At 73.3% G+C, this 14,781-nt stretch carries 12 protein-coding genes and 1 riboswitch; of the genes, 5 read left to right on the top strand and 7 right to left on the bottom strand.

Annotated elements, in window-relative coordinates:
* Positions 1 to 32 precede the first annotated feature (32 nt).
* Complete coding sequence (locus HAV39_RS37915; RefSeq protein WP_120317328.1) at positions 33 to 524, bottom strand: DUF402 domain-containing protein; 492 nt, start codon at positions 522 to 524, stop codon at positions 33 to 35.
* Positions 525 to 778: 254 nt separating this feature from the next.
* Between HAV39_RS37915 and HAV39_RS37910 the strand changes: the two genes are divergently transcribed.
* Positions 779 to 2,689 (top strand): ATP-dependent DNA helicase, encoded by a 1,911-nt coding sequence (locus HAV39_RS37910; RefSeq protein ID WP_191843980.1) that lies wholly within the window; start codon positions 779 to 781, stop codon positions 2,687 to 2,689.
* 145 nt (positions 2,690 to 2,834) lie between these two features.
* Here HAV39_RS37910 and HAV39_RS37905 read toward each other — a convergent pair whose 3' ends face one another.
* Both HAV39_RS37905 and HAV39_RS37900 read right to left on the bottom strand, forming a co-directional pair.
* Positions 2,835 to 4,025: a DUF5685 family protein gene (locus HAV39_RS37905; RefSeq protein WP_191843974.1), complete on the bottom strand. Its 1,191-nt coding sequence runs from the start codon at positions 4,023 to 4,025 to the stop codon at positions 2,835 to 2,837.
* 76 nt (positions 4,026 to 4,101) lie between these two features.
* On the bottom strand, positions 4,102 to 4,443 hold the full coding sequence (locus HAV39_RS37900) for a GroES family chaperonin (protein WP_191843973.1): 342 nt from the start codon (positions 4,441 to 4,443) through the stop codon (positions 4,102 to 4,104).
* Positions 4,444 to 4,524: 81 nt separating this feature from the next.
* Here HAV39_RS37900 and HAV39_RS37895 point away from each other — a divergent pair, with 81 nt between their 5' ends.
* Entirely contained in the window at positions 4,525 to 5,787 is a 1,263-nt protein-coding gene (locus HAV39_RS37895; protein ID WP_239120797.1) for an AI-2E family transporter, read from the top strand.
* A gap of 64 nt (positions 5,788 to 5,851) precedes the next feature.
* Here HAV39_RS37895 and HAV39_RS37890 read toward each other — a convergent pair whose 3' ends face one another.
* Positions 5,852 to 7,519 (bottom strand): PrsW family intramembrane metalloprotease, encoded by a 1,668-nt coding sequence (locus tag HAV39_RS37890; RefSeq protein WP_239120796.1) that lies wholly within the window; start codon positions 7,517 to 7,519, stop codon positions 5,852 to 5,854.
* Positions 7,520 to 7,602: 83 nt separating this feature from the next.
* A riboswitch (SAM riboswitch) is annotated at positions 7,603 to 7,719 on the top strand.
* Between the two features lie 38 nt (positions 7,720 to 7,757).
* Between HAV39_RS37890 and HAV39_RS37885 the strand changes: the two genes are divergently transcribed.
* On the top strand, positions 7,758 to 9,032 hold the full coding sequence (locus tag HAV39_RS37885) for an aminotransferase class V-fold PLP-dependent enzyme (protein ID WP_191843971.1): 1,275 nt from the start codon (positions 7,758 to 7,760) through the stop codon (positions 9,030 to 9,032).
* A 169-nt stretch (positions 9,033 to 9,201) separates the two neighbouring features.
* Here the strand turns inward: HAV39_RS37885 and HAV39_RS37880 are convergent, their stop codons facing one another.
* Entirely contained in the window at positions 9,202 to 10,359 is a 1,158-nt protein-coding gene (locus HAV39_RS37880; protein WP_191843970.1) for an FUSC family protein, read from the bottom strand.
* Positions 10,360 to 10,417: 58 nt separating this feature from the next.
* On the opposite strand from HAV39_RS37880, the gene HAV39_RS37875 reads away from it, so the two are divergent.
* Positions 10,418 to 11,053 (top strand): HD domain-containing protein, encoded by a 636-nt coding sequence (locus HAV39_RS37875; protein ID WP_191843969.1) that lies wholly within the window; start codon positions 10,418 to 10,420, stop codon positions 11,051 to 11,053.
* Between the two features lie 136 nt (positions 11,054 to 11,189).
* Here the strand turns inward: HAV39_RS37875 and HAV39_RS37870 are convergent, their stop codons facing one another.
* A complete protein-coding gene (locus tag HAV39_RS37870) occupies positions 11,190 to 11,474 on the bottom strand; it encodes a DUF4031 domain-containing protein (protein ID WP_191843968.1) in 285 nt (94 codons plus the stop codon).
* Positions 11,475 to 11,493: 19 nt separating this feature from the next.
* On the opposite strand from HAV39_RS37870, the gene HAV39_RS37865 reads away from it, so the two are divergent.
* Positions 11,494 to 12,885 (top strand): FAD-binding oxidoreductase, encoded by a 1,392-nt coding sequence (locus tag HAV39_RS37865; RefSeq protein WP_191843967.1) that lies wholly within the window; start codon positions 11,494 to 11,496, stop codon positions 12,883 to 12,885.
* A 112-nt stretch (positions 12,886 to 12,997) separates the two neighbouring features.
* Here HAV39_RS37865 and HAV39_RS37860 read toward each other — a convergent pair whose 3' ends face one another.
* Positions 12,998 to 14,737 (bottom strand): glycerol-3-phosphate dehydrogenase/oxidase, encoded by a 1,740-nt coding sequence (locus HAV39_RS37860; protein ID WP_191843966.1) that lies wholly within the window; start codon positions 14,735 to 14,737, stop codon positions 12,998 to 13,000.
* Positions 14,738 to 14,781 lie beyond the last annotated feature (44 nt).

Below are 14,781 nucleotides of genomic sequence, written 5' to 3'. Positions count from 1 at the left end.
GGTGGGGCGGGGAGGGGTGGGAGGGGTGGGGGTCAGGGGGAGACGTGGGCGAGCCAGCGGTGGAAGTGGGTGGTGAACGGTTCCTGGTTGGTGCGGACGGCTTCGAGGAGCCACTGGGCGGCGTCTCGGGCCTGCTTGACGACCTCTTCGGGGTAGCCGAACTTGGCCTGGTGCACGGCGAACTCGTCCTCGTCGACCAGCTGGACCTCGCCGGTCAGGCGGATCTTGCGCACGTCGAGGTCGAGGTCGGTGACGGTGACGGTGTCGTCGTTCCAGGTCGCGGGGGTGGTGATGTCGCAGTAGAGGGAGGTGTTGCGGGGGGCGGCGTTGAACATGGCGGTCCACCAGCCGGTGTGCGGGACGAGGACCACGCCGGGGATCTCGTACACCTTGCCGGTGTCGCTCACCGTGCCGCTCGGGATGCCCAGCCACGTGCCGTGCTCGTCGCGGCCGAGCAGGGTGGCCGGGAAGGCCCGGTGCGCACTCCCGTCGAACTTGCGGATCTCCACCCGTACGACGCCCATCCGACTACCTCGTTTCACGGCGGTGGCGTACACCCTCGCACCACCGCGCAACGATGCGGGGGTGACGCGGGTCGCGCCCACAATGCGCCATAGTCCCAAATCAGGCGGCGCGGTGGAAGACCGTCGGTGCCAGCCGGTACGGTCATTCGGTGCCGCCGAAGAAGAAGCGAACACGTGACCACAGCGCCCTCGACCTACTCGAGGCCGCTGTCGGCGCGGTGCCCGGCGGCTCGGCCCGGCCCGGCCAGCAGGCCATGACCGCGGCCATCTCCACCGCCATCGAGTCCGGCGACCACCTGCTGGTGCAGGCCGGCACCGGCACCGGCAAGTCGCTGGCCTACCTCGCCCCGGCGCTGACCGTCGACGGGCCTGTCGTCATCTCGACGGCCACGCTCGCGCTGCAGTCGCAGCTGGTCGAGAAGGACCTGCCGCGCATCGGCAAGGCGATCGCCCCGCTGCTCGGCCGCGAGCCGACGTTCGCCCTGCTCAAGGGCCGCCATCACTACGTGTGCCTGGCGAAGCTGGAGCACTCCGACGAGCAGGACCCGCAGGACTCGCTGTTCGACGCGGGCTCCAGCGGCAGCGGGGTGAAGTGGCTCGGCGAGTCGGGCCGGCTGGGCAAGCAGATCGAGCGCATCCGCGACTGGGCGATGGAGAGCGACACCGGCGACCGCGACGAGCTCGACCCGGGGGTCGACGACACGGCCTGGCGCATGGTGTCGACCCCGGCCCGCGAGTGCGTCGGCGCGGCCCGCTGCCCATACGGGCCGGAGTGCTTCGCGGAGCTGTCGCGGGCCCGCGCCCGCGAGGCCGACGTGGTGGTCACCAACCACTCGCTGCTGTCGGTCGACATGATGGCCGGGCGGCACATCGTGCCCGAGCACAAACTCCTGATCATCGACGAGGCGCACGAGCTGGCCGACCGGGTCTCCAGCGCCGCCCAGGCGGAGCTGACCCCCGACGCCGTCGACCGCACCGCCCGCGCCGCCCGCCCGTTCGTGGAGGGCGAGGAGTACCAGTCCCTGGTCGAGGCCGCCGACGCGCTGACCGTCGGGCTGGCCGAGACCCCGGCCGGGCGCATCACCGGCAAGCTGCCGACGGGCATCGTCGAGGCCTGCACGCTGCTCGACGGGGCGACCCGGCGCGGGCTCTCCCGGATCGGCGAGATCAAGGCCGAGGACCCGGACCCGGTGCGCAAGCAGCAGGCCAAGTCGCTGCTCGACGAGGTCTCCAAGACCGCGCAGCGGCTGCTGGAGGACAACGAGCACGACGTCGCCTGGGTGGAGCACGAGCCGCGCCGGGCCCTGGTCGTCGCGCCGCTGTCGGTCGCCGGCCTGCTCGGCGAGAAGCTGTACGAGGACCGCACCGTCATCGCCACCTCGGCCACGCTGACCCTCGGCGGCAACTTCGACACCCTCGCCCGCTCGCTGGGCCTGCCGGTGAGCCCCAAGACCGCGGCCAAGCCGGGCGCGGCGCCGGAGTCCGCCTCCGGGCCGGGCTGGAAGTCGCTCGACGTCGGGTCCCCGTTCGACTATCCGAAGCAGGGCATCCTCTACGTCGCCGCGCACCTGCCCCGGCCCGCCGCGTCGGGCCTGCCGGACGCGACCGGGGCGGAGTTGCTGGCGCTGGTCGAGGCGCTCGGTGGGCGCACCCTCGGGCTCTTCTCCTCCCGCAAGGCCGCGCAGCAGGCCGCGGAGCTGCTGCGGGCCAAGACGAACCTGACCGTGCTGCTGCAGGGCGACGAGGCGCTGCCGCTGCTGGTCCGCAAGTTCCGCGAGGACCGCAACAGCTGCCTGCTCGGCGTCATGTCGCTGTGGCAGGGCGTGGACGTGCCGGGAGACGCCTGCCAGCTGGTCGTCATCGACCGGCTGCCGTTCCCGCGGCCGGACGAGCCGCTGGCCTCGGCCCGCTCGGCAGCGGTCGACGAGGGCGGCGGCTCGGGCTTCGCCGCGGTGAGCGTGCCGATCGCGGCGATCCGGCTGGCCCAGGGCGTGGGCCGGCTGATCCGCTCCACCTCGGACAAGGGCGTCGTCGCCGTCCTCGACTCCCGCCTGGAGACGGCCCGCGGCTACGGCGCCTTCCTCCGCGCCAGCCTCCCGCCCTTCTGGTACACCACCAAGCAGGAAGTAGTCCTGAAGTCCCTCAAGCGCCTCGGCGAGAGCTGACCCGCGCGCCGCCGACACGGCAAGATCGCTCGACTTGCCTGGCACCTGTGCGAATCACTGCTCAAGATACGCACAGGTGCCAGGCAAGTCCGATGATCGAGGCGCGGCGCGGCGGGGCGGGTGGTCAGCGTGGGTCAAGGGAAGGTCAGCAGTCGCAGCTGCAGTCGCAGCAGTCGCAGTGTTTGCAGACCTTGCAGCAGTTGCAGGCGTCGCAGCAGTTGCCGCAGTCGCAGTGGCTGCAGTCACAGTTGTTGCACCAGGCCTCCCGGGGCAGGCCGCTCCACGGGCCCGGGTACGGGTCGCGGCAGCAGACCTGGCAGGTGCAGCACATCCAGCTCGCGACGGCGCAGCCGAAGATCGGGCCACGGGTGGCGGGCGGCATCTCCACCTGCGGCCACCAGCACGAGCCGCTGCCCGGCGGTTTCGGCGCCTTCGGCCCGCGACCCTTCTTGCCCGGCTGGACGACCGGCGGGTAGTAGTCCGGGTCGGCGCCGGCGAAGGTGCGCTCGATGGCGTGCTCGACCTCGTGCACCAGCAGCCGGTGCACCAGCTTGCGATCGGTGAAGGCGACCTCGTCCAGGGCCAGCCGGATGCCCGCCGCGGCGTCCCGGGCCAGCACCGCGGCCTGCGCGAACGAAGCCCCGGTGGCCGGCAGCGGGTTCCACGCCCCGGCGGCCCGGTCGGCGGCGAGGTCCTCGACCGCGTCGAGCAGGTGCGCGATCCGGCCGAAGAAGCGGCCTGCCTCGGCCAGCGGCTCGGCATTGCCGGGACGGCCCGCCAGCACCGCGGTGTGCGCGAACGCCGCCGCGGTGGCGAGCTCGGTGGGCTCGGTGACGGTGAGCAGCGACCCGCCCGGCGTGACGGCCCGCTCGACCTCCCGCTGGCCGTGCACGGCGGCCAGCAGCACCCCGGTGTCCAGGCCCAGGTCCAGCCCGGACCGGTGGGCCCGGGTGGCCCAGCGCCGCGCGACCAGGCGCGCGCCCGCGGCGACCGGGCGGCGGGCGTACACGCCGTCGCCGTCGGCGGCGTGGTCGGACAGCTTCGCCGAGGCCAGCACCAGGGAGACCGTCGCGGCCAGCCGCGCCCCCGCGCCCTGCGCCACGGACGCGGCGCGCATGCCGCGCAGCGGGCACGGCCCGGCAGTACGCCGATGGACGCTCGCCAGCTGCGCCTGCGTCAGCACGGAGATGATCAGGCCGTCGTAGTTGGTGACGATGCGGGCCGCCTGGCCGTGCTCGTCACGCAGCGCCAGGCACAGCCCGCACAGGTGGCCGAGCCACTCGCTGTGCAGCCGCTCGGGCAGGCTGTGCGCGCAGGGTCTGATGATGCCGAACACGCGCGGCAGCCTAGGCCACCCTGTCCCGCCCCGCCCGGCCTGAGTCGGCCAGCCGACCGTCGCGGCGGGGCCGGTGTTACAGGTAGAGGCCGGTGGCGTCGGGCTCCACGCGCGAGGCCGCGACCGCGTGCACGTCGCGTTCGCGCAGCAGCACGTACGCCTCGCCGTGCAGTTCCACCTCGGAGCGCTCGTCCGGATCGAACAGCACCCGGTCGCCGACCTGGATCGCGCGCACGTGCGGGCCGACGCCGACGGCGGTGGCCCAGGACAGCCGCGTCCCGACCGAGGCGGTGGCCGGGATGACCAGGCCCGCGGACGAGCGTCGCTCCCCCTCGGCCGCCTCCTGCTTGACCAGCACGCGGTCGTGCAGCAGGCGGATCGGCAGGCCGGTCTCGGCGCTGGCTGGGTTGAGTGTCACGCCGGTCAGGGTACTTCCCCGATGGTGCGGTGGTCGCAGGCGACTAACGTGGTGGCGTTGCCTGTCCCCGGGAGGACACCAGTGGGTCGTTTGGACAACTTCAAGGCGAATGTGCGGCGCGCCTACGAGGCGAGCCGTGCCAGCGCCCGCGCCAAGCGGGAGCAGGAGGAGCGCGAACGCCACGAGGCCGACCAGCCGCTGCCCGAGCCGGCCGAGCCGGCCGAGCCGGTGCACCACTCGACCAGCAGCCGTGACGACGTCGACGTGCCCTACGGGCTGCGTATCGGCGCGGCCTGGGCATGGCGCATCATCGTGCTGGGCATCACGCTCATCTATCTGCTGCAGTTCCTCGGGAAGATCAGCATCGTCATCGTGCCGGTGCTGATCGCGATGCTGCTCGCCGCGCTGCTGGCGCCCGCGGTGCGCTGGCTGAACCGCATCCACGTGCACCGCTCGCTGGCCACCGCGATCGTGGTGGTGACCGGCCTGGCCGCGGTCGCGGGCACGCTGACCTTGGTGATCAACCAGTTCGTCAACGGGCTGCCCGACCTGACCAAGAACGCGGCGGAGGGCGTGCAGCAGATCCAGACCTGGCTCAAGAACGGCCCCCTGCACCTGACCGACGCGCAGATGGGCAGTGCGATCGACTCGGTCACGAAGTCCATCACCACCAACAAGGAAGCCTTGACCACCGGCGCGATCACCACCGCGACGACCGTGTTCGAGGTGCTCAGCGGCCTGTTCCTGGTGATCTTCACGCTCTTCTTCTTCCTGCGTGACGGCCGCGTCATCTGGCGCTTCCTGCTGCGCCTGATGCCGGGCCAGGCCCGCGAGCCGCTGGACCGGGCCGGGGTCGCCGCGTGGGCCTCGCTGGGGGCGTACGTGCGGGCCACCGTGCTGGTCGCGTTCATCGACGCGGTCGGCATCGGCATCGCGCTGGCCGCGCTGCGGGTGCCGTTCGCCCTGCCGCTGGCCGCGCTGGTGTTCCTCGGCGCGTTCATCCCGATCGTCGGCGCCACCCTGTCCGGCGCGGTCGCGGTGCTGGTCGCCCTGGTCACCAACGGCCCGCTGACCGCCCTGCTGGTGCTGGCCGCGGTCATCGCCATCCAGCAGATCGAGGGCCACCTGCTCCAGCCGCTGATCATGGGCCGCGCGGTGGCCATCCACCCGCTCGCCGTGATCCTCGGCATCGCCGCGGGCGTGGTGCTGGCCGGGATCGTGGGCGCGCTGATCGCCGTACCGCTGATCGCGGTCCTGAACACGGCGATCCGGCAGCTGGCCGGACGCCCGCAGCCGGAACCGGACTCGGTGATCGTCAAGGCGCCGCCCTCGTCCGCCGTCTGAGGTACGAGACCAAAGGGCTCCGCCGGGTGCACCGGCGGAGCCCTTTCGTGTCGTGACAGCGGCGTCAGACCGCCTGCGGCGGGTAGTACGGCTGCGGCGGATACGGGTATCCCGGCATCGGCGGATACGCCGGGTACGCGGGTGCGGGCGGGGGCAGCAGCACCGGCACCGGCACCACCGGCTCGGCGGGCACGGGCACCGTGCGGGTCACCCCGTCGGGGAACGTCATCCGGTATGCCGCGCCGTCGAAGAAGGCCGGCGGCACCTGCGGGTCGCGTCCCACGAACACCGCCCGCGTGGTGCTCAGCACCTGCAGCAGCTCGCGCTCCTCGGCGATGCTGCGGTCCCGGTCGACCGGGTTCTCGTCGAGGCCGCGGTTCATGCCGTCGCGCACCAGGGCGAGCCGGGTGGCCGCGAACTGGAACTCCTTCATGGCCTTGCGGCCCGGATCCCCGGCGACCCGCCTCGCCCAGACCCGGGCGGCGTGCCGGCGGGACAGCGTGCCCATGGCCGCCACCTCGGGCGGAGTGAGCCAGCCGGCCGTGGCGTACGCGGGCAGCACCTGCAACGCCAGCCGGCCCTCCCGGGCCCGCACCCACAGCGCGACACCGATCATCGACAGGAACACCGGCACCATGACCGCGATGTAGCCGTACAGGAAGAAATAGGGGCTGATCTCGGCCGCCAGCGTGGCCATCAGGTTCCACGAGCCGTGCAGCGTCATCGCCAGCAGCAGCCCGCCCACCGGCGCACACCAGCGCACCCAGCTGCTGGCGGAGCGCGCGGCGATGCCGATGCCGATGCCGGTCATCGAGGTGAACAGCGGGTGGGCGAACCCGGACATCAGGATCCGGACCAGGAACATGCCGAAGACCAGCTGCGCCCCGGAGTACGGCCCCCACTGCTCGTTGCCCGAGTAGAAGCCGTGCCCGCCCAGGTAGAGGATGTTCTCCACCATCGCGAAGCCGACCCCGGACAGGCCGCAGTAGACGATGCCGTCGGTGATGCCGGACAGCTCGCGGCGGCGGCGCCACAGAATCCACAGGGGGAACGCCGCCTTGCCCAGCTCCTCGATGAACGGCGCGACGACCGTGGCGACGACCGCGTCCGGCAGGGTCACCACGTTCAGCCAGCCGGAGAAGAACGAGTTGACGCCGAGCGCCAGCAGCGTCGCCGGGAAGGCGCCCCACAGGAAGCTGATCACCAGCAGTCTCGGCGGCTCCGGCTCGTACCGGTCGAGCCAGAGGAACGCGGCGACCAGCACCGGCACCGGCAGCAGCGCCGCGGACAGGCCGACCGCGAACGCCAGCGGCCCGATCTTCCAGCCCAGGTAGCCGAGCATGCCCAGGGCGGAACCGCCGACGACGACGATCGCCAGCAGCAGCGGCAGCCAGCGCCGGGGCCGCTTGAGCGGCAGCGACGGCTCCGGCAGCACGGGCGGCAGACCCAACCCGGCAGTGCTCGGCGGCATGCCCCGCCCGGCTCCCAGCGGCGCTCCCGGCACCGACGCCGGTGCGGCCGGTTCCGGCGTGATCGGAGCGGGCGCGGGTCCGGCCGGGAGGTGGGCGGGCCCGTCCGGCGTGGACGGCGGCGCGGGCGGTCCGGATGACTCCGGCGCCTGCCACGTGTGTGCCGGTGCGGGCTGCTGCCATTCCGGCAGCGGCGGCCACGGTGCGGCCGGGCCCCCGTCGCGGTCGCCGGGTGCGGTCCCAGGAGTCGGGAGGTCGGACATGGGCGCAGCCTACCTCCGCTATGCTCGGCGAAAGGTCACGAGTGTCAGCCGCTCTCACATTCACCTGCGCAAGCGGGCGAATGTGTCGAAAGATGGAGCAAAGCCCCGGCTTGCTGACCGGCAACCCTCTGTAGTTCGCGGTGGGGTGCCCCGGGTGATGACCGGGCCCAGCCCGTTGTCGTGCTGGGCAAGCGCGGACCACTGCCCTGCCAGGGGTCCCTGACCCCGGAGGTGCCCCATGACCGCGATCGCCCAACGACCCTGCAGCGTCGTCGAGACGGCCGACATCACGCCCATACGCGTGAGCGAACCCGAATTGGCCGTGCTCGGCGTGCCCGGCCAGATCAACCTCGACTACGCCGCCACCGCGCCCTGCCTGCGGGCCGCCGCCGACGCGGTCACCGCGCTGCTGCCGTGGTACGGCTCCGTGCACCGGGGCGCCGGCGCGCTGTCGCAGCGCTGCACGCTGGAGTACGAACGCGCCCGGCAGACCGTCGGCGACTTCGTCGGCGCGCGCGCCGAGGACCACGTCGTGTTCACCCGCAACACCACCGACGCGCTGAACCTGCTCGCCCACGCGCTGCCCGCGGGCACCACCGTGATCACCTACGCCGGTGAGCACCACGCCAACCTGCTGCCCTGGCCCAATGCGGTGCGCCTGCCGGTGCCCGCCTCGCCCGACGCCGCGGTGCGCTACCTGGCCGCGGCGCTGGCCGAGGTGCGCCGGGGCAACGCCGACGGCCGGATCCTGGTCGCGGTGACCGGCGCCAGCAACGTCACCGGCGAGCTGTGGCCGGTCGCGCAGCTGGCCCTGATCGCGCACCGGTTCGGGGCCCGGATCGTGCTCGACGCCGCGCAGCTCGCCCCGCACGTGCCCGTCGACGTGTCCACGCTGGACGTCGACTACGTGGCGCTGTCGGGGCACAAGCTCTACGCCCCGTTCGGCGCGGGCGTGCTGGTCGGCCGGGGCGACTGGCTCGACGACGCCCGGCCCTACCTGGCGGGCGGCGGGGCGACCAGCGGCGTCGGCGACGCGACCCACGACGTACGGTGGACCACCGGCCCGGCCCGGCACGAGGCGGGCACCCCCAACCTGCTCGGCGCGGTGGCCCTGGCGGCCGTGTGCGCCACCCTGGAGGCTGCCGACCGGTACGCGCTGCACGCCGAGGAGCAGCGCCTACTGGCGAAGCTGCGGGCCGGGCTGGCCGAGCTGCCCGACGTCGCCGAGCTGCGCACCTTCGACGCGGACGCGGCCCGGATCGGTGTGGTGTCGTTCGCGGTGCGCGGCCGCGACTCCGCCGACATCGCCGGGCGGCTGGCCCGGGAGCACCAGATCGGGGTGCGCGACGGCCTGTTCTGCGCCCACCCGCTGGCCCGCCGCCTGCTCGGCGAGGCGTCGGTGCGGGCCGGCTGGGACGGCGTCCCGGCGACCGCGTTGCGGGCCAGCATCGGCATCGGCACCACCGACGCCGACGTGGACACCTTCCTCGGCGCGCTGCGCACCATCGTCTGACCCGCCGATCGGCGGTAATCCGGCCGGTGACCGTCCTGGGTGACCGGCTTTGGAGGTGCTCCCGGATCCGGGACGCTGGTGCGTCCTGATCCGGGCACGCCGCCGTCATTGCCCGGTCGGTCAGTCCTCGGCGTCATCCCCCGCGACCCGAGCCGACCGGCGAGGATCGTCACCCGCCTTGTTCCGGGCCGCCGCCGGCGGGACGACTCGAACCCGGCTGGTCGATCCGGCCGACCGCCCGTCTGACCTGCCGTTCCGCGTCCTCGCGGGGCAGTCCGGCGGCCCGCAGCAGGTCGGTCGCGGTCGAGCGCACCTGCGCGAACACCACCTCTCCCGAGAACGCCAGCCCGGCCTGGTGCGCTTCACGCCCCTCGCGGACGGCACGCACCGCGGCCTGCTCCGCCTGCTCGGGCTCGACCGCGTCGGCCAGCTCCCGGCGCAGCGACGACACCGACTGCGCCAGCGCGTGCACCGCGTCCACCAGGGACTCCGGCACCGGTTCGGCGTCACGGATCATCGACACGATGCGGCGTACCAGCACCCGGCTGTTGCGCAGCGAGCGCGCCAGATGGTCCGCCGCCTCGATGTACGCCGACAGCAGGCCCTGCTTGCCCCAGTGCAGCGGGGCGATCGTCGACAGCTCCTTGCTCGCCTTCAGCGACTCGCCGAACGCCCGCAGATGCGACTCCGCCTCGCGCATCCGGTCCAGCGCCTCCTGCGCCGCCGCCGCGTCGCCGCGCGCCAGCGCATCGGCCGCCTGGTTCAGGCCGTCGGCGAGCGCCTCCATCAGCGGGCTGACCGCCCGCTTCACCTCGGTGAGCGGGTTCAGCGGCAGCAGCAGCGCCATCACCAGCAGCGCGATGCCGCCGCCGACGACCGCGTCGACGAAACGGCTCAGGTAGTAGTCACTGGTGATCGGCAGCAGCGTGGCGACCAGGATGCCGGACGAGGCGGCCTGGCTCACCAGCGATGCCGAGCCGCCGATGAAGATGGCCAGGTTGATGGCGAGCAGCACGACCAGCGACACCTGCCAGGCCCCCCGGCCGATGACCAGGATGAGCAGCTCGCCGAGCAGGATGCCGACCGCGTTGCCGGCCACGATCTCGGCGGCTCGCCGCATCCGCTGCCCCACCGAGATGGCCAGCGTGACCACCGCCGCGATCGGCGCGAAGAACGGCTGGAAGTGGCCGAGCACGTCGTGCGCCACGTACCAGGCCAGACCGGCGGCGACCGCGGCCTGCACGGAGAGGATGGCGCTGCCGCGCACCCGCCGGACCCGGTCGCGCAGCGTCACCCGCGTGCGTCGGCCCAGCTCGGCGGCGTCCATGACCTTTACTGTGGCGCACCTCGCACCGCGAGCCGGACGGATGCGCCAAGATTTGGTCATGGCCGCCGATACGACCCTGTTCACCGCTGACCGGTTCGCCGCCGCGGCCCGGGCCGCCGGGGCCACCGCGCCCGAAAGCGTGCTGGCCGAGGTCGGCACCGAGCTGGTCAACCGCTGGTCGGAGCCGCAACGGCACTATCACACCGGCGAGCACCTGGCCGCCTGCCTGGACCTGGTCGGCGACGAGCCGGTGGTCGCGCTGGCGGTGTGGGGCCACGACGCGGTCTACGACCCGACCGCCGCCGACAACGAGGAGCGCAGTGCCGTGCTCACGGGCGAGCTGCTGGCCGAGTGCCAGGTCCCGGCTCCGGTGATCGAGGAAGTCGTCCGGCTGGTACGCCTCACCGCCGGTCACTCCGTGGCCCCCGGCGACCGCAACGGCGCCCTGCTCGCTGACGCCGACCTGGCCATCCTCGCCGCCCCGTGGCCCGACTACGTGCGTTACGTCGCCGCCGTCCGCGCCGAGTACGCCCACGTCCCCGACGACCTCTGGCGCATCGGCCGCAGCACCGTCCTGCAGTCCCTACTGACCCTGCCCACCCTCTACCACCACACCCCGGCCCTGGAACCCGCCGCCCGCGCCAACCTCCACCGCGAACTCGACTCCCTCACCACCCCCGCCCCTCCCGGTTGATCATGAACTTGTGGACGTGTTCGACGGCGCGTCGCTCCCCCGCCACCGTGATCACGCCTCGGCGACCTGGATTGCCGAGGCGTGATCACGGTGGCGGGGTGTGGACACGCCGGTGAACACGTCCACAAGTTCATGATCAACGCGGCGGGGGTGGGCTGGCGCGGGTGAGGTGTTTGGGGATGCGGAGGTTGGCGGCGCGGAGCAGGCGGGCTATGTCACGGGAGGTGGTGTGGCGGGCGCCGAGCCAGAGGGCGACCGGGACGCGCTCGGCGGGGATGTCGTAGTGGTCGCGGTCGAAGCCGCGGCGGGGCGCGCCCAGCATCTCGGCGAACACGTGCAGCTCCGCCAGGGACACGTCGCTGACCAGATGTGCCCACAGGCGGCCGTGGGCGGGCCAGACCGGGCTGTCGACATGGATCACGGGTCCACGCTAGCGTGCGATGGTGACCTTCCTCGACGAGCTGACGGCTGCTCTGGGCCCCGACCGCGTGATCACCGATCACGACCTGCTGATCTCGTACCGGCGTGACGAGGCGGATCTCTGCGACGCTGGTATGCCGCTGGCTGTCGTACGCCCGGAGGAGACCTCGCACGTCGCCGCCGCCCTCGCGATCGCCGCGCGGCACGGCGTGCCGGTGGTGCCGCAGGGCGCGCGGACCGGGCTGGCGGGCGGCGCGAACGCGATCGACGGCTGCCTGGTCATGTCGATGCTGGCGATGAACCGCATCGTCGACCTCGACACCGCCAACCGGGTCGCCACCGTCCAACCGGGAGTGGTCAACGCGGTGCTGGCCCGCGCCGCGCTGGCCGAGGGGCTGCGCTACCCGCCGGACCCGGGCTCGTGGGAGTCGAGCACCATCGGCGGCAACGTCGCCACGAACGCGGGCGGGATGTGCTGCGTGAAGTACGGCGTCACCACCGAGTACGTGCTCGGCCTGGAGGTCGTGCTCGCCGACGGGCGGGTGCTGCGCACCGGTCGCCGCACCCCGAAGGGGGTCGCCGGATACGACCTGACCAGGCTTTTCGTCGGCTCGGAGGGCACCCTCGGCGTGATCACCGAGATCACCGTCGCGCTGCGTCCCGCCGCCGAGGAGTCGCTGACCATGGTCGCGGTGTTCCCGACCACGGCCGCCGCCGGCGACGCGGTCAACCGGATCTTCGCGGCTGGCCTCTCCCCCAGCCTGCTGGAGCTGCTGGACCGGGTGCACCTGGAGGCGCTGGAGGCATACCGGCCGATGGGGCTGGACACCTCCGCAGCCGCGGTGCTGCTGGCCGCGGTGGACACCGGCTCGCGGGCCGCCGCCGACCTGGAGGCGCTCGCCGAGCTGGCCCGGCAGGCGGGCGCGGGCGAGGTCTGGCAGGCCACCGACGCGACCGAGGCCGCCGAGCTGCTGCAGGCCCGCCGCCTGGCCCACCCGGCGATGGAGCACCTGGCCCTGTCGCTGTACGAGCACGGCGGGCTGATCATCGACGACATCGCGGTGCCGCGTACCCGGCTGGCGGAGCTGCTGGACGACATCGTGGAGATCGCCGCCAAGCACGACGTGCCGGTCGGCGTCGTCGGCCACGCGGGCGACGGCAACCTGCACCCGAACATCGTGGTCGACCGCGCCGACCCGGCCAGCGTCGCCGCCGGCCAGCGCGTCTTCGACGAGATCATGGAACGCGGCCTGGCCCTGGGCGGCACCTGCACCGGCGAGCACGGCGTCGGCCTGCTCAAACGCGACTGGCTCGCCACCGAACTCGGCGAGGTCGGCGTCGACGTCCAGCGCGCCGTCAAAGCCGCCCTCGACCCGGCCAACCTCCTGAACCCCGGCAAGGTCCTCCGCTGACCCTGCCACCCGCACACCCGCCAACGGCCGACCCGCCGCAGGTCAAGCCCTCGGCGCGTTAAGAAGGTGCCCTTCCTCTACGTATACCGATGGGAAGGTGCCCTTCCTTCGGTCAGACGGCGGTGAGGCGGGCGGCGTCGGCGGCGGCGTCGTCGGGCATGCGCTGGGACTCGCGTTCGGCGTCGACGCGGGCCAGGTAGGCGGTGATCTCGGCTTCGGTGGTGGCGGGTGACCAGCCGAGGACGGGGGCCATGAGTTCGGCGGTGCGGCGGGCCGTCTGCACGCCGCGGTGGGCGGTCTCGATGGAGATCCGGGTACGCCGGGCCAGCACGTCCACCACGTGCCGCGCGCCCTCGTGGCGGGCCGCGTAGACGACCTCGGCCGACAGGTGCTCCGGGGCCCCCGGCAGCGGCTCGGCCAGTGCGCGGTCGGCGTCGATCAGGGCGAGCAGCTCGGTGGTGAGCGAGCCGTAGCGCTCCAGCAGGTGTTCCACCGCGCCGACGCTCAACTCGTGACGGCGGGCCAGGTCGGCGCGGTCGCGCCACATCGACTCGTAGCCGTCCGCGCCGAGCAGCGGCAGGTCGGCCGTGCCGCTGTGCCGCACGTCGCCGAGCCGCCGCACCGCCTTGTCGATCACGTCCTGGGCCATCACCCGGTACGTGGTGAACTTGCCGCCCGCGACGAGCAGCAGCCCGAGCAGCGGCTCCACCACGGCGTGCTCGCGCGACAGCGCCGACGTCGAGTCGGACTCCCCGCGCAGCAGCGGGCGCAGCCCGGCGTACACGCCCTCGATGTCGCTGCGCGCCAGCGGCCGGTCGAGCACCTCGTTGACGTGCGAGAGCAGGTAGTCGATGTCCTTTGCCGACGCCGCCGGGTGGGCCCGGTCCAGTTCCCAGTCGGTGTCGGTGGTGCCGATGATCCAGTGCCCGCCCCACGGGATGACGAACAGCACGCTGGACGCGGTGCGCAGGATCAGGCCGACCTCGCCGGTGATCGCCGAACGGGGCACCACCAGGTGCACGCCCTTGGAGGCGCGCACCCGGAAGCCGACCCGCGCGTCGGGCAGCCACGACGACACGTCGTCGCTCCACACGCCCGTCGCCGCGACGACGGTCTTCGCGCGCACGTCGAACTCCTCCGTGCCGTCGCTGACGCGTACGCCCGTCACCTGGCGTGCCTGCCGGAGCAGGCCGACGGCCTTGACCCCGGTGACCACGGCCGCGCCGAGGCTGGCCGCGGTGCGGGCCACCGTCACCACGAACCGGGCGTCGTCGACCTGCCCGTCGTAGTAGCGGATCGCACCGGCCAGGCCCTGCTCTCGCAGCGACGGGAACAGCCGGCGCGCGCCGTGCTGGGTCAGGTGCTTGTGCAGCGGCATGCCGCGCCCGCCGCCGACCAGGCCCGCGAAGGCGTCGTAGAGCGCCACTCCCGCGCCGTAGTAGAGGCGGTGCCAGGCCCGCTTGGCCACCCCGGCGACGCCGGGCGTCTCGGCGGGCAGCGGCACCAGGAACGGCACAGGCCGCACCAGGTGCGGGGCGAGCCGCGTGGCGAGCAGGCCGCGCTCCCGCAGCGCCTCGTGCACCAGCGGGAACTCCAGCTGCTCCAGGTAGCGCAGGCCGCCGTGGATCAGCTTGGACGAGCGCGAGGACGTGCCCGCGGCGAGGTCGCTCGCCTCGATCAGGGCCACGCGCAGGCCGCGGGACGCGGCGTCCAGCGCCGCGCCGACCCCGGTCACCCCGCCCCCGACGACCAGGACATCGAACTCTTCGTCGCGGAGCCTGCGCAGGTCAGCGGCGCGGCGCTCCGGGGATAGAGCACCCGCGGCGAAGCGGGACACGCTGCGGTCACGCATCCCTCCAAGGTACCGTGCGGCTGTGCTCCCACACGGTGACCGGC

Origin of the sequence: Catellatospora chokoriensis, from assembly GCF_011297315.1 — a bacterium.
Lineage (GTDB): Bacteria > Actinomycetota > Actinomycetes > Mycobacteriales > Micromonosporaceae > Catellatospora > Catellatospora citrea.
This window is presented reverse-complemented; position numbering and strand designations above follow the sequence as displayed.